This window comes from Citricoccus zhacaiensis (assembly GCF_014645315.1).
In the GTDB taxonomy this organism is placed as follows: Bacteria; Actinomycetota; Actinomycetes; order Actinomycetales; family Micrococcaceae; genus Citricoccus; species Citricoccus zhacaiensis.
Genome location: NZ_BMLQ01000001.1, coordinates 122,003 through 139,618, shown reverse-complemented (window position 1 = coordinate 139,618; position 17,616 = coordinate 122,003). Strand labels below are relative to the sequence as shown.

Here is a 17,616-nt window from a genome sequence, read left to right as displayed (position 1 = left end):
CGTGGCATCACCCCGACGAGTCCGGGGCGAAGCGGTGTCCGAGGGCGGCGTGGGTGAATCCGGCGGCGTGCCAGGGGGAGGGGTCCAGGACGTTGCGGGCGTCGATGAGGGTGCGGCGGTCCATGAGCCGGCCGATGTCCTCGGGGTCCATCTGGCGGAACTCGTCCCATTCGGTGAGCAGGATGAGCAGGTCGGCACCGATGACGGCCTTGGCGAGGGTGTTGACGTAGCCCAGGCGGGGAAACCGTTTGGCGGCGTTGGCGTTGCCCTTCGGGTCGTAGACGGCCACCTCGGCCCCGGCGGTGTAGAGCCGGTTGGCCACATCCAGGGCGGGGGAGTCGCGCACATCGTCCGAGTTCGGCTTGAAGGTGACGCCGAGGATCGCGATCTTCGCGCCGTTCAGGATCTCGACGGCGGCCGGGGAGGGGACGCTGCCCGCTCCGTCGGCGCCGGCGACGCGGACCGAGCCGTGGAGGCTGTGGGAGAGGACCTGCACGGCGAGGTCGACCACGCGGTCGCGGCGGCGCAGGTTGATGTCGTCCATCTCGGCCAGAAAACGCATGGTGCGGTCCAGCCCGAGTTCGGAGACCCTCGCCTGCAGCGCCCGGATGTCCTTGGGCAGGCAGCCACCACCGAAGCCGACGCCGGCGTTGAGGAACTTCCGCCCGATCCGAGGGTCGTGGCCGATCGCGTCGGCCAGGGTGCCGATGTCCCCGCCGACCTGCTCGGTGATCTCGGAGAAGGCGTTGATGAAGGAGATCTTGGTGGCCAGGAACGCGTTGGCGGCGACTTTGACCAGTTCGGCGGTCTCAAAGTCGGTGGCGATCCACGGTGTGCCCTCGGCCAGGGACTTGGCATACACCTGCCGCAGGATGTCCTCGGCATGGGCCGATTCCACGCCGGCGACCAGGCGGTCCGGGGTCAGGGTGTCCTTGACCGCGTAGCCCTCGCGCAGGAACTCCGGATTCCAGGCCAGCTCAACCGTGCCCGGCAGGCCGGCCGCCTGCCGGGTGGAGGCGAGCAGGTCCTTGAGGCGAGCGGCGGTGCCGACCGGGACGGTGGACTTGCCCACGATCAACGCGTCCCGGGTGATGTGCTCGGCCAGGGATCTCACGGCGGCATCCACGAAGCGCAGATCCGCTGCCGACTCGCCGGGCTTCTGCGGGGTGCCGACCCCGATGAAGTGCACATCGGCCCAGGCGCCGACCTCCTCGTAGGACGTGGTGAACCGCAACCGGCCGGACTGAACGTGCTGGGTCAGCAGTTCCGGCAGGCCGGGCTCGTGGAAGGGCAGTTCCCCGCGGGTCAACGCGTCGATCTTCGCCTGATCGATGTCCAGCCCCAGGACCTCGAAACCCAGCTCCGCCATGCACGCCGCATGCGTGGCTCCCAGATAGCCCGTCCCGACCACTGAGACGCGCAGCGGTGGCCCCCCGCCCGCGGCGCTCTCCGGTCTGGGGGCAGTGGATGCTGCAGTCCCGGTACGGACGGCAGGCTCGGTCTGGACGGCATCGATGGCTGGGTTGGTCACGTGGCCCATCGTAGGGACGGCCGCGTCCGAGGTCACGGCGGGGAGGCGAACACCATGCCTCGAATGCGCGAACACTTCGCTGCTGTCCGAGTGCCTAGCGTCCCTAGCGTGCCTGGGTGTGCGTGGTCCGGATCAGTTCGGTGAGGTTGTGCGCGTGGCGCATCACCGTCTCCGCGTGGACCCGTCCGGGTTGGCGGGTCAACCGTTCGATGGGCCCGGAGATGGACACGGCGGCGATCACCCGTCCGCTCGGACCGCGCACCGGCGCCGAGACGGAGGCGACTCCGGGCTCGCGTTCCCCCAGCGACTGGGCCCACCCGCGGCGCCGGACGGCGGCCAGCACCGTGGGGGTGTAGACGGCCCCGTTGAGGCCCTCGACGAGCCGTTCGTTGTCCTCCCAGGCCAGCAGCACCTGTGCGGCGGAGCCGGCCTTCATGGACAGCCGGGTCCCGACCGGAATGGTGTCGCGGAGCCCCACGGGCCTCTCGGCACTGGCGACGCACACGCGGGCGTCGGCCTGCCGGCGGAAGAGCTGGGAGCTCTCCCCGGTGGCATCCCGCAGCCGGGACAGCACCGGGCCGGCGGCCGCCGTCAGCCGGTCCTCACCGGCGGCCGAGGCCAGCTCGGAGAGCCGGCTGCCCAGGACGTAGCGGCCCTGGAGGTCACGGCCGACCAGCCGGTGGTGGGCGAGTGCCGAGGCGAGGCGATGGAGGGTCGGCCGCGCGATGCCCGTGGCGGAGACCAGCTCGGCCAGCGACGTCGGCCCGGCCTCGAGGGCGTCCAGGATGGCGGCGGCCTTGTCCACCACGCCGACCCCGCTGGGGGTGTGGAGGGCCTGCGGTGTCTCCTGCTCCGAAGTGTCCATACTCTGATACTAGCGTCTCAATATGTGAGACATCCGCCGCAGTGATGGCCACCGTCGGCACCGCGGTGCCAGAGTATGGATGTCACTGGTGGAAGGACACGAGATGGTAGCCAAGGCATCCCCTGAAAACGTAGCCGCAACAGTCGCAACGGCCCCTGCAGCAGAAGCAGTTCCGCGCACGCTGGCCGAGAAGGTCTGGCAGGATCACGTGGTGGTCCCCGGCAACGGTGCCGGCGACGCGCAGACCCCGGACCTGCTGTATATCGACCTCCACATCATGCACGAGGTCACCAGCCCGCAGGCCTTCGAGGGGCTGCGCCTGGCAGGTCGCACCGTCCGGCGCCCCGACCTGACGATCGCCACCGAGGACCACAACACCCCCACGCTGGAGATCGACCAGCCGATCGCCGATCCGGTCTCGGCCAAGCAGATCCAGACCCTGCGGGACAACGCCCAGGAGTTCGGCATCCGGCTCCATTCCCTGGGGGATGCCGAACAGGGCATCGTCCACGTGGTGGGGCCGCAGTTGGGCCTCACCCAGCCGGGCATGACCGTGGTGTGCGGCGACTCGCACACCTCCACGCACGGCGCTTTCGGGGCCCTGGCCTTCGGCATCGGCACCTCCGAGGTCGAGCATGTGCTGGCCACCCAGTCCCTGCCGCTGAAGCCGTTCAAGACCATGGCCATCACCGTCGAGGGCACCCTCCGGGAGGGCGTGACCGCCAAGGACATCATCCTTGCGGTCATCGCGAAGATCGGCACCGGTGGCGGGCAGGGGTATGTCCTGGAGTACCGGGGTTCGGCCATCCGGGCGCTGTCCATGGACGCGCGCATGACCATCTGCAACATGTCGATCGAGGCCGGTGCCCGCGCCGGCATGGTCGCCCCGGACGAGACGACCTTCGAGTACATCAAGGGCCGTCCCCATGCCCCCCAGGGCGAGGACTGGGACGCCGCCGTCGAGTACTGGTCCAGCCTGCCCACGGACGAGGGCGCGGCCTTCGACGCCGAGGTCTTCCTGGACGCCGACGAGCTGGAGCCCTTCGTCACCTGGGGAACGAACCCGGGGCAGGGCGTGTCCCTGAGTGACACCGTTCCGGTCCCGGAGCACTTCGACGACCCGAACGCCCGGGCCGCCGCCGAGCGGGCGCTGGAGTACATGGACCTGACCGCCGGTATGCCGATGAAGGACATCCGGGTGGACACCGTCTTCCTGGGCTCCTGCACCAACTCCCGGCTCGAGGACCTGCGCACCGCGGCCGCGATCATCGAGGGCCGGACCAAGGACGAGAACGTGCGGATGATCGTGGTCCCCGGATCCGCCCGGGTGCGCCTGGAGGCGGAGGCCGAGGGCCTGGACCGCGTGTTCAAGGATTTCGGTGCGGAATGGCGCTTCGCCGGCTGCTCCATGTGCCTCGGGATGAACCCGGACCAGTTGGCGCCGGGAGAGCGGTGCGCGTCCACGTCCAACCGCAACTTCGAGGGGCGCCAGGGCAAGGGTGGCCGCACCCACCTGGTCTCGCCGGTGGTCGCGGCCGCGACCGCGATCCGCGGCACGCTGTCCTCGCCGTCCGACCTGGCGGCATCCGAATCCGAATTGCAGGAGGCCTGACATGGAACCCTTCATCACCCACACCGGGATCGGCGTTCCGCTGAAGCAGTCCAATGTGGACACGGACCAGATCATCCCGGCTGTCTACCTCAAACGGATCACCCGCACCGGTTTCGAGGACGCCCTGTTCGCCGGCTGGCGCAAGGACCCGGAGTTCATCCTGAACCGGGAACCCTACTCGGCCGGTTCCGTCCTGGTGGCGGGCCCGGACTTCGGCACGGGCTCGTCCCGCGAGCACGCGGTGTGGGCCCTGAAGGACTTCGGGTTCAAAGTGGTCCTGTCCGCCCGCTTCGCGGACATCTTCCGCGGCAACTCCGGCAAGCAGGGCCTGCTGGCCGCCGAGGTGGACCAGCAGGACATCGAGCTGATCTGGAAGGAGCTCGAAAACCACCCCGGCACGCAGGTGACGGTGGACCTGGAGGGCCGCACCGTGACCTGCGGCTCGTTCAGCACCGGCTTCCAGGTGGACGACTACACGCGCTGGCGCCTGAGGGAGGGGCTCGACGACATCGGGCTCACCCTGCGCACGGAGCAGGAGATCACCGACTTCGAGGCGAGCCGACCGGCCTACAAGCCCGCCACGCTTCCGGCCCGGACCGCCTGATCCCGGACTGATCCGGCTTCGCCCCGTATGCTGGTGTGCGGATCTGCGCCGGGCCCGTCCCGGCCATCCGCACACCAGCGACGGCCCGTCCCGGCGGGCCACGGAGGAATGCCACTGTCTATGGGAAATCTGCTGACGATCAACGGCGGTAAGCCGCTCGAGGGACGCGTGACCGTCCGTGGCGCCAAGAACCTGGTGCCGAAGGCCATGGTGGCCTCACTACTAGGCAGCAAACCGTCGGTCCTGCGCAACGTCCCGGAGATCCGAGACGTCGAGATCGTCACTGGTCTGCTCTCCGTCCACGGGGTCAAGGTCACCAAGGACCCGGAGACGGGGGACCTCAGTCTGGACCCGGCGGCCACCAAGTCCGCCACCAGCTCGGAGATCGACGCCCACGCCGGCGACTCCCGCATCCCGATCCTGTTCTGCGGTCCCCTGATGCACTCCATCGGCGAGGCCTTCATCCCGGACCTCGGCGGCTGCAAGATCGGCGACCGGCCGATCGACTTCCACCTCACCGTGCTGCGCAGCTTCGGTGCCGTGGTGGAGAAGCGCCCCGGCGGCATCCACATCTCCGCGCCGAAGGGTCTGACCGGGGCAAAGCTGGAACTGCCGTACCCCTCGGTCGGGGCCACGGAGCAGGTGCTGCTGACCGCCGTGAAGGCGGAGGGCATCACCGAGCTCAAGGGCGCCGCCGTGGAGCCGGAGATCCACGACCTGATCCACATCCTCCAGAAGATGGGCGCCATCATCACGGTGCAGACCGATCGCACCATCCGGATCGAGGGCGTGGACCAGCTCACCGGCTTCAACCACCACGCCATTCCGGACCGCAACGAGTCGGCCTCATGGGCCTCGGCCGCCCTCGTGACGCAGGGGGACATCTACGTCGAAGGCGCCATCCAGCGGGACCTCACCGCCTTCCTGAACACCTACCGCAAGATCGGCGGGGAGTTCGAGGTCGACGACCACGGCATTCGCTTCTGGCACGGCGGGGGCCGGCTCAAGCCCCTCGTGCTGGAGACCAACGTGCACCCGGGCTTCATGACCGACTGGCAGCAGCCGCTCGTGGTGGCGCTGACCCAGGCGGACGGTGTCTCGATCGTGCATGAGACCGTCTACGAGAACCGCTTCGGGTTCACCGATGCCCTGGTCCGCATGGGTGCCTCCATCCAGCTGCACCGTGAATGCCTCGGGTCCGTGCCCTGCCGGTTCGGCCAGCGCAACTTCCTGCACTCGGCCGTCATCTCGGGACCCACCGAGTTGCACGGCGCCGACTTCGACATCCCCGATCTGCGGGGCGGGTTCTCCCACCTCATCGCCGCCCTCGCGGCCCAGGGCACCTCACGGGCCACCGGCATCGAGATCATCAACCGCGGCTACGAGAAGTTCATGGACAAGCTGACCGGCCTCGGGGCGGACGTCGAGCTGAGCAGCCTGGACCGCTAGGGGACCTCTCGTGACCGAATCCACCGGGCTGCGCGCCGGCTACCTCGCGGCGGCCTCTCTCGTCCGTCCCGCGCTCAACGCCATCATGTCCAAGGAGTGGCAGGGCGGCCACCACATCCCGGAGTCGGGATTCATCGTGTGCGCCAACCACATCTCCAATCTGGACCCGCTGGCCCTGGGCCACATGGTCTACAGCCAGGGCCACCTGCCACACTTCCTGGCCAAGTCCGAGCTGTTCCAGCTGCCGGTCGTGGGAGGGATACTGACGCGCATGCGACAAATCCCCGTGGACCGAGCCCGCGGCGGCAATGAATCGCTCGTGGCGGCCGACCGGGTGCTCGCCGAGGGCGGGGCGATCATCATCTACCCCGAGGGGACCCTGACCGCGGACCCTGACCTGTGGCCCATGAAGGCGAAGACCGGGGCGGCACGATTGGCGCTCAAGACCGGGGTGCCGGTCATCCCGGTGGCCCAGTGGGGTATCCATGAGGTGTTGCCGAAGACGGCCAAGGCGCCCCGGCTCCGGCCCCGCGGGACAGGGCGGATCCGCATCGGCGCCCCCGTGCCCCTGGAGGACCTGCGGGAGTCCACGCTGACGCGGTCCGTGCTGGAGACCGCCAGTGAACGCATCATGACGGCCATCACCGGCGAACTCGAGGTCCTCCGTGGCGAGGATGCGCCGGAGGGACGGTGGAATCCGCGCACCGGTCAACGGGAAGCGGACCACCGCGGCCAGGGGATCTCGTGAACGCGCGCCCCGAGAAGCTGGTGGTGGTGGGAGCCGGCAGCTGGGGGACCACCTTCGCGAAGGTTCTGGCGGACAGCGCCATCGAACGTGGAGTGGTCGAGCCGGAGATCGTGCTCTGGGCCCGCCGTCCCGAGGTGGCCGAGGACATCACCGCCCGGAAGCGCAATACCGACTACCTCCCGGACATCGACCTGCCGGCGTGCCTGAGCGCCACCACCGACCTGGCGGAGGCCGTGGCCGGTGCCGGGCTCGTGGTGCTGGCCATCCCCGCCCAGGAGGTCCGCGGGCACCTGCCGTCCATTCGCGCCCACCTGGACCCGGCCGCCGTCGTGGTGTCCCTGGTCAAGGGGCTGGAACGCGGTACCGACGCCCGGATGAGCGAACTGTGCGCCGAGGAACTCGGCCTGCCGGACGAGCGGTTCGCCGTGGTGTCGGGGCCGAACCTGGCGCTGGAGATCGCGCGCCAGGAGCCGACGGCGACCGTGGTGGCCTCCGCGGACCCGGCCACGGCCGAGTGGATCGCGGTGCGGACCTCGGGCCCGTACTTCCGGCCCTACACCAATACGGACGTGACCGGCGTCGAGATCTGCGGCGTGGTCAAGAACGTGATCGCGCTGGCCGTGGGGATCTGCGACGGGCTGGGCTACGGGGACAACTCCAAGGCCTCCGTCATCACCCGAGGGCTGGCCGAGACCGCACGCCTGGCCGAGAGCCTCGGGGGGCAGGCCGAGACGCTCGCCGGGCTCGCCGGGCTGGGCGACCTCGTGGCCACGTGTGCCTCGCCCCTGTCCCGCAACAGGACGGCCGGCCGGCACCTCGGCCAGGGCCTCAGCGTGGACGAGGCGACCGCGCGGCTCAAGCAGACCGCCGAGGGCATGAAGTCGGTCTCCGCAGTGGTCGACCTCGCCCGGCGGCACGGCGTGGAGATGCCGATCAGCGAGGCCATGAATGCCGTGATCGCGGGCGCCCTCGATGTAGACACCCTGGCCGGGCTGCTGCTGGCCCGCGACCTCAAACCGGAAGGACGATCGTGACCACGGAACCAGACCGCAACGCACGGCTCGGGTCTGGCGCCGACGGCCGGCTCCGCGTGCTCGTGCTCTTCGGAGGCCGCTCCAGCGAGCACCCGATCAGCTGCATCACCGCCTCCGGCGTGCTGAACGCCATGGACCCGGACCGGTACGAGGCGGTGCCCGTCGGGATCACGGCGACCGGCCGGTGGCACGGTTTCGCGGCAGACCCGGTGCACTGGAATCTGCCCGGCGGGGCTCTGCCGCAGGTCCCGGAGCCGGCCGATCCGCTCGCGTTGCGCTGTACCGACGGGGAGGGCCATGAGCTCGTCTCCGTGGCCAGCGGGGAATCACGCGGGGCCATCGATGTGGTGTTCCCGCTGCTGCACGGGCCGTTCGGGGAGGACGGGACGCTGCAGGGAGAGCTCGAGATGGCGGCCGTGCCCTACGCGGGCGCCGGCGTGCTCGCCTCGGCCGTGGGCATGGACAAGCACTTCATGAAGGTCGCCTTCCAGGCCGCCGGCCTGCAGGTCGGCCCGTGGGAGACCATCACGGACCGCCAGTGGCGCGGTGAGAGGGAGGCGGTTCTCGAGAGGGTCGCCGCCCTGGCCTTCCCCGTGTTCGTCAAGCCGGCCCGGGCGGGTTCCTCCTTCGGCATCACCCGAGTGGCGGGTGCCGACGGCCTCGTCGCCGCGATCGAGGAGGCCCGCCGGTTCGATCCCAAGGTCGTGGTCGAGGCCGGGATCGTCGGCCGCGAGATCGAGTGCGCGGTGCTGGATGGCCATGGAGTCCAGGCACCGCGGGCCTCCCTGCCCGGCGAGATCGTGGTCCACGACGGCTCTGCTCAGCACGAGTTCTACGATTTTCAGGCCAAGTACCAGGACGACACCGCGGCTGACCTGTCCTGCCCGGCCGATCTGCCCGAGGCGGCCATCGACACGGTGCGCCGGCTCGCCGTCGTGGCCTTCGACGCCGTGGATGCCGAGGGCCTGTCCCGTGTGGACTTCTTCTACACGCCCGCCGGTGAGTTCGTCATCAACGAGATCAACACGATGCCGGGCTTCACCCCGATCAGCATGTACCCCGCCATGTGGGAGCGGTCCGGGCTGGCGTACGGGGACCTGATCGACGAACTCCTGCAGCTCGCTCTGGAGCGCGGCACCGGGCTCCACTAGGTTCGGTGCGCGGCCTCCTCAGCGCGCCGACACCACCACTACGACGACGGCGCGTCCGTCCCCGGGATCGGCGCCTGAGTGGGGGCCGAGGTGGTGCACCCGCCGGTGGCGGGGATGCGTCCCACGGCCGAGGAGAGGTCCACCATGACCGAGCTCGACGCCGCCCGGGTGTCGTCGAACAGCACCTCGACCGCGGGGGAGCGGCCATAGGTGGTCAGGGTCCAGAACTCCCCGTCGTCCCGGGTGACCCAGTCGATGCCGTTGGCTGTCACGCAGTGCTCGGTGGTGGGCCCCGGGACGGGGACGCCACAGCGGAGGATGACGGCTGAGGGCTCGCCCCAGGCGGCTGTGGCCTGGCTGTCCGTCTCCCGGCGGTCGAAACCGGCGACGGCGTCCGGCAGGGACACCATGGCCTCGGCACACACCGGATCGGTCGCCTCGGGGGCGGCCTCGACATCGGCGACGGGCGCGCCGCATCCACTGACGATCAGACCGAGGCCCACCACGGCGACGGCCCCGACGGACCTGAACCGGCGAATCCGGGACGGCCGGAGGCGGGACAACCGGGACAGCCGGGGCAACCGGGGCAGACACAGTGCGGTGGAACGCTCGGCAGGGGTGGTCGTCACAGGACTACAGGGAGGCACGCCGGGGGAAAGCATGCTGACAGCCTACGATGAGGGCCTGCGACAGTGCCTTATCATGGGACGAGCACCACAGGCGAGGGGCCATGACGGGCAGGTTCCCTGTGGCACGCGCACCGAGGGCCCTGCGGCCACGATGACTGCGTGCGAGACCCACTGCCGCCGATACCGACCGACCCCGGAGGACCTCTGTGTCTGAACCCTCGTCTGACCTCTCCGACTCCATGGGTGACCTGGGCGACGACGGATCCGGGGGCCAGCGCGACCGCGGTCACCGCAAGAAGCGGAAGAACCGGGCCGTCTGGCTGACACTCGGCATCGTCCTGGTCCTGGTCATCGGGGCCGGCGCCGTGGCCATCGGATACCTGGCGAACCTTGCCTCCACGTTCGACAACGACACGCAGCGCTTCGAGACGGCGTTCCCGGAGGCGGAGTCCCGTCCCACCAAGGCACCGGCCGCAGAGGGCAAGGAGGAGCCGCTCAACATCCTGCTGCTCGGATCCGACTCCGGCGGCGGCTCGGGCGAGTCGGAGAACCTGGCCGGGGTACCCCAGTCAGGGCGGTCCGACACGATGATGTGGGTCCACATCCCCGGTGACCGGGAGGCTGTCTATGTGATGTCCGTCATGCGCGACCTTTGGGTGGAGATCCCGGGCGAGGGAACCCACAAGCTCAATGCCGCCTACTCCTTCGGTGGCGTGCCGAAGACAGTCCAGACCCTGGAGGGTCTGTTCGGCACCCGGATCGACCACGTGGCCTCCGTGGACATGGCTGGTTTCGAAGGCCTGGTGGATTCGCTCGGAGGCGTGGACATCACCGTTCCGGAGTCCTTCCAGGCGGGCAATGGCGGCCAGTCCTTCCAGGCCGGCGACCAGCACATGGACGGCGACACGGCATTGTCCTTCGTTCGCGAGCGGTATGCCTTCTCCGACGGCGACTATTCGCGCGTCCGAAATCAGCAGTTGTTCCTGAAGGCCGTGGCCCAGAAGGTACTGACTGCGGAAACGCTGACAAACCCCGGCAGGATCTCGGATATGGTTGGTGGGTTGTCTCCATACCTGACGCTCGATGAAACCCTTAACTCAGGGGAGATGATCTCCATCGGCAGGACCATGACGGACATCCGTTCGGACGACCTGGAAATGTTCACGGTGCCCACCAATGGCGTGGGCCGCGCGAGGGGCCAGTCAGTCGTCTGGCCGGACGAACAGGCGATTGAGGAGATCGGCGCGGCATTGAGCCAAGACGATGTGGCCTCATACCTTTCCGGTCAGTGACCGGCACACACTTACGAAAGGACCGCGACTTGGACCTTCGCGACTACATCCGGATCCTGCGGAACAACTGGCTGTCAATCCTGCTGGTGACCCTCTTGGGGGTGGCCGTCGCAGCCGGTGCCACGGCGCTGACGAAGCCGACCTACACCGCCCGGACACAGATCTTCGTGGCCGTGAACTCCGGTGACACCGCGAGCGACATCCTGCAGGGCTCCAGCTTCTCCGAGAAGCGGGTCACGTCCTATGTCACCCTCGCCACCAGTCCGCGAGTCCTGTCGCCTGTCATCGAAGACCTCGATCTGGACCTGACCGTGCAGGGCCTGGCCGCCACGATCGAGGCCACGGCCCCGCCGCAGACCGTGCTGATCAACCTCTCGGCCAGTCACGAGGACCCCGCCCAGTCGGCGGAGATCGCCAACGCCGTGGCGGAATCGCTGATCTCGACCGTGTATGAGGTCGAGGACCCGGAGGGCTCCAACGATCCGCTGGTGGACCTGTCCGTGGTGGAGCAGGCCTCCGTGCCGTTGACCCCATCGAGCCCCCGAGTGGCCCTGAACCTCGTCCTGGGCCTGGTGGTGGGCGCCGCACTCGGCGTGGCCTTCGCCCTGCTCCGGACTCTCCTGGACTCCCGGGTCCGCAACCGCGAGGATGTCGAGCGCATCACCGACGCCCCGATCCTGGGTGCCTTCGCCGACCACAAGTCGGCCGAGGAGGATCCGATCATCTCGCTGGACGACCAGTTCGATCCGCGGGCCGAGAACTACCGTCAGCTGCGCACCCACCTGAAGTTCACCAACGTGGACGGCGGCACGCAGTCCGTCGTCGTGACCTCCTCCATCCCGGGCGAGGGCAAGACCACCACCTCGTGCAACCTCGGCGTCATGATGGCCGAGTCGGGCAGCCGGGTCGTCATCATCGACGCCGACCTCCGCCGTCCGCGCGTCGCGAAGACACTCGGCCTGGAAGGAGCCGTGGGCCTGTCCACGATCCTGTCCGGCCAGATCGACCTCGAGGACGCCATCCAGTCCTGGGGCCCGGACGGCGAACTGGACATCATCACCTCCGGCGAGATCCCGCCGAACCCCTCCGAGCTGCTCGGATCCGAGGCCATGCGCCGCCTGCTGCGCCAGCTCGAGGGACGGTACGACGTGGTGCTCCTCGACGCGCCGCCGCTGCAGCCGGTGACCGACCCGACGGTCCTGGCCTCCATGGCCTCCGGTGTCATGCTCGTCACCCGCGTGGACGGTTACGTCCACCGTGAGCAGCTCCAGGGCGGCTTGGACAGCCTGGCCTCCGTGGACGCCCGCGTACTGGGCCTGGTGCTGACCCGCGTGCCGCAGAAGCGTGGCACGTACTACGCGTACCAGTACGCCTATGAGTCGGACGTCGTGGAACCCACGTCGGCCCGCCGTTCCCAGGGCGGCCGTGCCTCCGGCGCCGGTGGTGCCTCCACCCGGGGCAGGGGACAGTCCAACCAGAAGGCCCTGACGGGTATGCGATTCCGGTGAGGCACCGGGCATGACCATGGAGGACGCTCCACGCCGGAGTCCCTCGCGGGTGCACCAGTGGCTGGAGCTGGCGGAGACCGTCCTGGGCAATGCCTCCGACCGGATGGATGCCATCAACATCTTCCCGGTCCCGGACGGTGACACCGGCAGCAACCTGTACGGAACCGTCCGCGCTGCCCGTGCCGCGGTGGCCGAGGAGACCACGGAGGACGTCGGTGCCCTGATGTCCGTGGCCGGCCGCGCCGCGCTGGACCAGGCACGCGGCAATTCCGGGACGCTGCTGGCCGTGATGCTGATCGGCATGTCCGAACCGCTGACCGGCCACGAGCGGCTCGCGGCCCCGACCCTGGCCGCGGCTCTCGAACGCGCCCAGACCAGCTGCTGGGCCGCCCTGTCCGATCCGCAGGAGGGCACCATGCTGACGGTGCTCGCGGCGGCCGCCCGCGCGGCGTCCGCGCATGCCGCCGGGCTGCGGGGGCAACCGGACGACCAGGTCATGAGCCGCCGGGAACTCGGTGCCGCACTGGATGCGATCGTGGGCGCCGCCTGGCAGGCCGTCGTCCAGACGGAGGGCCAGCTGCCGGCCCTGACGGCAGCACACGTGGTCGATGCGGGTGGCATGGGACTGCTGCTGGTGCTCGACTCCCTGCGGGCCACGGTCATGGGCACCAGCATCGATCCGAGTCTGCTGGACGGACTGCACGGGTTCTCCGCCTCGGACCCGCACATCCACGAGGGCCTGGACTCACCGGTGGGCTATGAGCTGATGTGCAGCATCTCGCTGGATCCCCTCACCGCCGCCACCCTCCGGTTCGAGCTCAATGACATGGGGGACTCCGTGATCATGAGCCCCGTCGGCACCTCCGGTGAGGAGAGCGGTGAGGCCAACGCCCCCGTGCGGTGGAGACTACACGTCCACGTGGACGACCACGCGGCCGCAGAGGCCCTGGTCCGCAAGGCCGGCGAACCGGAGAACCTGGTGATCACTTCTCTCCAGGACCCGGAGACCGCCGGGTGAGATCCGATCCGCTCGACCAGCCGCTCGACCGGCTCCTGGGCGGCCGCACCGGCCAGCGCCTGGACCGGGAGATGGGCCTCGGCACCGTCCGGGACCTCGTGGAGCACTTCCCCCGGCGCTGGATCGAACGCGGGGAGCTGACACCGATCGCCTCCCTGCCCGTCGGCGACCAGGTCACCGTGGTCGCCCGGGTGGTGTCCGTGGACCGCCGGAACATGCACTCCCGGCGCGGGTTCATCGTGGACGTCACGGTGACGGACGACGATCCGCTGCGTCCGGCCTCCCTCGACTTGGCCTTCTTCAACAGCTACGAGGCACTGCGTCGGCTGCAGCCCGGCCACCGGGCCATGTTCCACGGGAAGACCGCCCTCTACCGGGGCGAGAAGACGCTCAACAACCCTGACTTCTCCGTGCTGGACGAGGCCGAGGAGCCGGACGCGGAGGACCTGACCCCGGTGCCGCTCTACCCGGCCACGGCCAAGGTCCCCAGCTGGGTCCTGCGGGCCAGCATCAGCACCGTTCTGGACGCCCTGGACGTGGATGCACTCCGGGATCCGGTCCCGGCCGACCTGCTCGAAGAGGCGTCTACGGACGGCGTCCCCCTGCCTGGACTCGCCGCCGCCTACCGGGACATCCACCGCCCGGCCGTGGTGGCGGACGCGCTCAGGGCCCAGCGCCGGTTCGCCCTGCAGGAGGCCCTGGTGCTCCAGGGGGCGCTGGCCGTGCGGCGCCACGTGGCGGCGATGCCGGACGCGGTGTCTCGCCCTGCCGTCGTGAACGGGCTGCTGGCCGCGCTGGACGCACGGCTGCCCTTCACGCTGACCGACGGGCAGGTCTCCGCCGGGGAGACGATCTCCGCCGACCTGGCCCGTGACCGGCCCATGAGCCGGCTGCTGCAGGGCGAGGTGGGCTCCGGTAAGACGCTCGTGGCCCTGCGCGCCATGGCGCAGGTCGTGGATGCCGGCGGGCAAGCCGCCCTGGTGGCCCCCACGGAGGTGCTGGCCGCGCAGCACTACCGCTCACTGACGGCCACGCTCGGACCTCTGGCGCACGCCGGCCGGCTGGACGCCCCGGACGGACCCGCCACCGAGGTCGTCCTGTTGACCGGTTCGCTGACGACCGCCCAGCGGCGTGAGGCGTTGTTGAAGATCGCCTCCGGTCAGGCCGGTCTGGTGGTCGGTACCCATGCTCTGTTCTCCGGAACCGTGCAATTCGCTGACCTGGGGCTGGCGGTCGTGGACGAGCAGCACCGTTTCGGCGTGGACCAGCGCGAGGCGCTGCGCCGGGAAAACCCGGGTACCCACTTGCTGGTCATGAGCGCTACCCCGATCCCGCGCTCCGTGGCGATGACCGTGTTCGGTGACCTGGACCTGACCCTCCTGCCGGGGTTGCCGTCCGGCCGGCAGCCGGTGGTCACCCACCTCGCCCGGATGGCTCACGGCCCCCGGATCATCGGGCGCGTCTGGGAGGTGATCGCCGAACAGGTGGCCGCGGGACACCAGGCCTTCGTGGTGTGCCCCAAGATCGACCCGACCGACCGCCGGGACAACCCCGACGATCCTGACGGCCTCGGCAATCCAGGCGGCCCTGACAGCCCCGACGGCACGGCCCGGGACCACCGCCACGACGCTGCGGTCGAGGACATGGTGCCCCGGCTCGCTTCCCTGCCCGTGCTGCAGGGCGTGCGCATCGCCGGACTGCACGGTCGGCAGGACCAGCAGACCCAGGCCGAGACCATGAGCCGCTTCGTGGCCGGGGACCTCGACATCGTGGTGGCCACCACCGTGGTCGAGGTCGGCGTGGACGTGCCCAACGCCACCGTCATGGCCATCCTCGATGCGGACGCCTTCGGCCTGTCCACCCTCCACCAGCTGCGCGGGCGGGTGGGCCGTGGCACGGCGCCGGCCACCTGCCTGCTCACCACGCGGCTGCCGGACGGGCATCCGGCGATCGACCGGCTCGAGGTGGTGGCCGGCACCCAGGAGGGGCTGAAGATCGCGCGCGCCGACGTCCAGCAGCGTGGCGAGGGGGACGTGCTCGGGGCCGCCCAGCACGGCGGGAGCCGGCTGAAGGTCCTGCGGGTGCTCCAGCATGCGGACCTCATCGAGCTGGCCGCCGGATGGGTTGCGCTGCACCAGTCCGCAACAGGCACCCTGGACCACCCGGAGCTGGCGGCGGCCGTGCAGGCCTGGGAGGCAGGCCATGAGGACACCGGCGACTACATCGAGAAGGGTTGACCGGGCCCGCCCGAAGGAGATAGATGCCACGGATCATTGCCGGCCAGGCCGGATCACTGCAGCTCGAGTCCGTCCCGGGACAGGCCACCCGGCCCACCACTGACCGCACCCGGGAGGCCCTCTTCTCCTGGCTGGCGAGCCGGGGCTGGTTGGAAGGCGCCGCCGTCGTGGACCTGTTCGCCGGGTCCGGTGCCCTGGGTGGCGAGGCGGCGAGCAGGGGCGCCGAGAGGGTGCTGCTGGTGGAGCGGGATCGGCGGGCCGCCGCCGTGTGCCGGCGGAATGCGGCCGCCATCAACCAGAGGGTGGGCCGGAACGTGGTCCAGGTGGCCGCCGGGGACGTGGACCGGGTGCTCTCCGAACCCACCGGCGCCGGCCCCTGGGACCTGGTTCTGGCCGATCCGCCGTATCCACTGGGCGGGTCGGGCCTGGCGGAGACGCTCCAGCGGATCTCCACCGTCCTGGTGCCGGACGGCCTGCTGGTGCTGGAACGCTCGGCCCGGTCGGCCGCACCGGACTGGCCGGAGGCCTTCGAATTGCTGGAATCCCGGACCTACGGCGAGACCATCCTGTACTTCTGCCTGCGATCCGGTCCGGACGAGGCGAAGGACGAGGCGGAGGATGAGGGCGATCAGGCCTCGCGGGATGCCCCGGGGGAAAGGGCGGCGGGGGCCGGGACGTCAGCCGGAGAGGGCCCGGCCCAGCCCCTGTAGCCGGGCCACCGCCTCGGTCAGCACTTCGGGCGACTTGCAGAAGGCCCACCGCATCCAGGACCCGTACGGCGTGGGATCACCCGGGTGTGCCGGCGGCCCGCACAGGGCTCCCACCGGGATGCCCACGACGCCGGCCCGCTCGGCCAGCACCGCGGCCGTGTCCTGCGCGTCGTCCACTCCGAGGGCGGCCAGGTCGGCCACGGTGAAGTACCCGGCAGCCGGCACCACGGGTTCGAGCCCGGCCGAGCGCAAGCCGGCCACCAGAACGTCACGGGCGAAGCGGTAACGGTCGCGCTGCCCGGCCAGGAACCCGTCTCCCTCCGGCAGGGCCCTGGCGATGGCCGCCTGGTAGGCGGGGCCGGAGGAGTAGGTGAGGAACTGCTTGACCGAGTACACCGACTCCACGAGGTCAGGGGGACCGGTGAGCCACCCGACCTTCCAGCCGGTGAGGGAGAAGCTCTTGCCGGCGGAGGAGACGGTCAGCGTGCGCTCCCACCCTCCGGGCACGGAGGCGACGGGGTGATGGCGGCCCTCGTAGACCAGGTGCTCGTAGACCTCGTCGCTGAGGATGAGGACATCGTGCCGCGCACAGATCGCGACGATCCGGGAGAGGCCCGCCGGTGGAATCACGGCCCCGGTGGGATTGTGCGGCGTGTTCAGCAGCAGGATCCGGGTGCGCCCGGTGATGGCCGACTCGAGCGCCTCGGGATCCGGTTGGAAATCCGGTGCGGCGAGCGGCACGGTGACGAACCGGGCCCCGGCCAGGTCCGCGACGGCCGCATAGGAGTCGTAGTACGGCTCGAAGGCCAGGACCTCGTCACCGGGCTGCACGAGGGCCAGCAGGGCCGCGGCGATGCCCTCGGTGGCACCTGTGGTCACCAGGACCTCGCGGTCCGGGTCCACCTCCAGCCCATAGTGGCGGTGTTGGTGATCAGCCACCGCCCCGCGGAGCAAGGGGTCGCCCCGGCCTGGCGCGTATTGGTTGGCGTGCTCGACTCCGTCCGCCCGGCCGATGACGATCGCCTCGGCGGCCAGGGTCCGCACCCACTCCGGGCCGTCGGCGTCCGGGAAGCCCTGCCCCAGGTTGACCGCACCGTGGCGGCGCGCCAACCGGGTCATGGTCTCAAAGATCGAGGGCGGGTTGCGGGGTGTGACGGGGGTTCGCGCGGAAACGTGGGGGACGGCACCTCGGTGGTGCGGCTGTCGTGCGGCGGGCATGGGCTCCATA

General features: G+C 70.1%; 15 protein-coding genes. 11 read left to right on the top strand and 4 right to left on the bottom strand.

The window, feature by feature from the left end; translation table 11 throughout:
* Positions 1-7 precede the first annotated feature (7 nt).
* Positions 8-1,423 carry a UDP-glucose dehydrogenase family protein gene (locus IEX49_RS00600; RefSeq protein WP_188804138.1) on the bottom strand — a complete coding sequence of 472 codons (1,416 nt, stop codon included), beginning with the start codon at positions 1,421-1,423 and terminating at the stop codon, positions 8-10.
* Positions 1,424-1,634: 211 nt separating this feature from the next.
* Complete coding sequence (locus tag IEX49_RS00595) at positions 1,635-2,396, bottom strand: IclR family transcriptional regulator (RefSeq protein ID WP_188803207.1); 762 nt, start codon at positions 2,394-2,396, stop codon at positions 1,635-1,637.
* A gap of 103 nt (positions 2,397-2,499) precedes the next feature.
* On the opposite strand from IEX49_RS00595, the gene leuC reads away from it, so the two are divergent.
* The 6 genes from leuC (at position 2,500) to IEX49_RS00565 (ending at position 8,994) form a co-directional block, all read left to right on the top strand.
* Positions 2,500-4,008, top strand: coding sequence for a 3-isopropylmalate dehydratase large subunit (gene leuC / locus IEX49_RS00590; RefSeq protein WP_229672064.1), 1,509 nt, complete (start codon positions 2,500-2,502; stop codon positions 4,006-4,008).
* Between the two features lies 1 nt (position 4,009).
* Complete coding sequence (gene leuD / locus IEX49_RS00585) at positions 4,010-4,612, top strand: 3-isopropylmalate dehydratase small subunit (protein ID WP_188803205.1); 603 nt, start codon at positions 4,010-4,012, stop codon at positions 4,610-4,612.
* Between the two features lie 120 nt (positions 4,613-4,732).
* Positions 4,733-6,061, top strand: a complete 1,329-nt coding sequence (gene murA, locus IEX49_RS00580) for a UDP-N-acetylglucosamine 1-carboxyvinyltransferase (RefSeq protein WP_188803203.1) — start codon at positions 4,733-4,735, stop codon at positions 6,059-6,061.
* 10 nt (positions 6,062-6,071) lie between these two features.
* Positions 6,072-6,809, top strand: a complete 738-nt coding sequence (locus IEX49_RS00575; protein WP_188803201.1) for a lysophospholipid acyltransferase family protein — start codon at positions 6,072-6,074, stop codon at positions 6,807-6,809.
* On the top strand, positions 6,806-7,843 hold the full coding sequence (locus IEX49_RS00570) for an NAD(P)H-dependent glycerol-3-phosphate dehydrogenase (RefSeq protein WP_188803199.1): 1,038 nt from the start codon (positions 6,806-6,808) through the stop codon (positions 7,841-7,843). Before IEX49_RS00575 ends, IEX49_RS00570 begins: the two co-directional genes overlap by 4 nt.
* The gene (locus IEX49_RS00565) at positions 7,840-8,994 is read left to right on the top strand and encodes a D-alanine--D-alanine ligase family protein (protein WP_229672063.1); all 1,155 of its coding nucleotides are present in this window, start codon (positions 7,840-7,842) and stop codon (positions 8,992-8,994) included. Before IEX49_RS00570 ends, IEX49_RS00565 begins: the two co-directional genes overlap by 4 nt.
* Positions 8,995-9,032: 38 nt before the next feature.
* Here IEX49_RS00565 and IEX49_RS00560 read toward each other — a convergent pair whose 3' ends face one another.
* Positions 9,033-9,623, bottom strand: coding sequence for a DUF3515 domain-containing protein (locus IEX49_RS00560; RefSeq protein WP_229672062.1), 591 nt, complete (start codon positions 9,621-9,623; stop codon positions 9,033-9,035).
* Between the two features lie 206 nt (positions 9,624-9,829).
* Between IEX49_RS00560 and IEX49_RS00555 the strand changes: the two genes are divergently transcribed.
* The 5 genes from IEX49_RS00555 to rsmD are packed head-to-tail and all read left to right on the top strand — an operon-like array spanning position 9,830 to position 16,388.
* Positions 9,830-10,915: an LCP family protein gene (locus tag IEX49_RS00555; protein ID WP_229672061.1), complete on the top strand. Its 1,086-nt coding sequence runs from the start codon at positions 9,830-9,832 to the stop codon at positions 10,913-10,915.
* A gap of 29 nt (positions 10,916-10,944) precedes the next feature.
* The gene (locus IEX49_RS00550; RefSeq protein ID WP_188803195.1) at positions 10,945-12,423 is read left to right on the top strand and encodes a tyrosine-protein kinase domain-containing protein; all 1,479 of its coding nucleotides are present in this window, start codon (positions 10,945-10,947) and stop codon (positions 12,421-12,423) included.
* A gap of 10 nt (positions 12,424-12,433) precedes the next feature.
* Positions 12,434-13,441 (top strand): DAK2 domain-containing protein, encoded by a 1,008-nt coding sequence (locus tag IEX49_RS00545; RefSeq protein WP_229672060.1) that lies wholly within the window; start codon positions 12,434-12,436, stop codon positions 13,439-13,441.
* Positions 13,438-15,678: an ATP-dependent DNA helicase RecG gene (locus IEX49_RS00540; protein ID WP_229672059.1), complete on the top strand. Its 2,241-nt coding sequence runs from the start codon at positions 13,438-13,440 to the stop codon at positions 15,676-15,678. The genes IEX49_RS00545 and IEX49_RS00540 overlap by 4 nt, the downstream gene beginning before the upstream one ends.
* A 23-nt stretch (positions 15,679-15,701) precedes the next feature.
* Positions 15,702-16,388 (top strand): 16S rRNA (guanine(966)-N(2))-methyltransferase RsmD, encoded by a 687-nt coding sequence (gene rsmD, locus IEX49_RS00535; RefSeq protein WP_188803193.1) that lies wholly within the window; start codon positions 15,702-15,704, stop codon positions 16,386-16,388.
* Here rsmD and IEX49_RS00530 read toward each other — a convergent pair.
* Positions 16,356-17,606, bottom strand: a complete 1,251-nt coding sequence (locus IEX49_RS00530; protein WP_229672058.1) for an aminotransferase class I/II-fold pyridoxal phosphate-dependent enzyme — start codon at positions 17,604-17,606, stop codon at positions 16,356-16,358. The genes rsmD and IEX49_RS00530 overlap by 33 nt on opposite strands.
* Positions 17,607-17,616: the final 10 nt, after the last annotated feature.

Coding starts and splice junctions, on each gene's coding strand:
- IEX49_RS00595 (WP_188803207.1), bottom strand. CDS start 2,396: ATGGACACTTCGGAGCAGGAGACACCGCAGGCCCTCCACACCCCCAGC.
- leuC (WP_229672064.1), top strand. CDS start 2,500: ATGGTAGCCAAGGCATCCCCTGAAAACGTAGCCGCAACAGTCGCAACG.
- leuD (WP_188803205.1), top strand. CDS start 4,010: ATGGAACCCTTCATCACCCACACCGGGATCGGCGTTCCGCTGAAGCAG.
- murA (WP_188803203.1), top strand. CDS start 4,733: ATGGGAAATCTGCTGACGATCAACGGCGGTAAGCCGCTCGAGGGACGC.
- IEX49_RS00545 (WP_229672060.1), top strand. CDS start 12,434: ATGACCATGGAGGACGCTCCACGCCGGAGTCCCTCGCGGGTGCACCAG.
- rsmD (WP_188803193.1), top strand. CDS start 15,702: ATGCCACGGATCATTGCCGGCCAGGCCGGATCACTGCAGCTCGAGTCC.
- IEX49_RS00530 (WP_229672058.1), bottom strand. CDS start 17,606: ATGCCCGCCGCACGACAGCCGCACCACCGAGGTGCCGTCCCCCACGTT.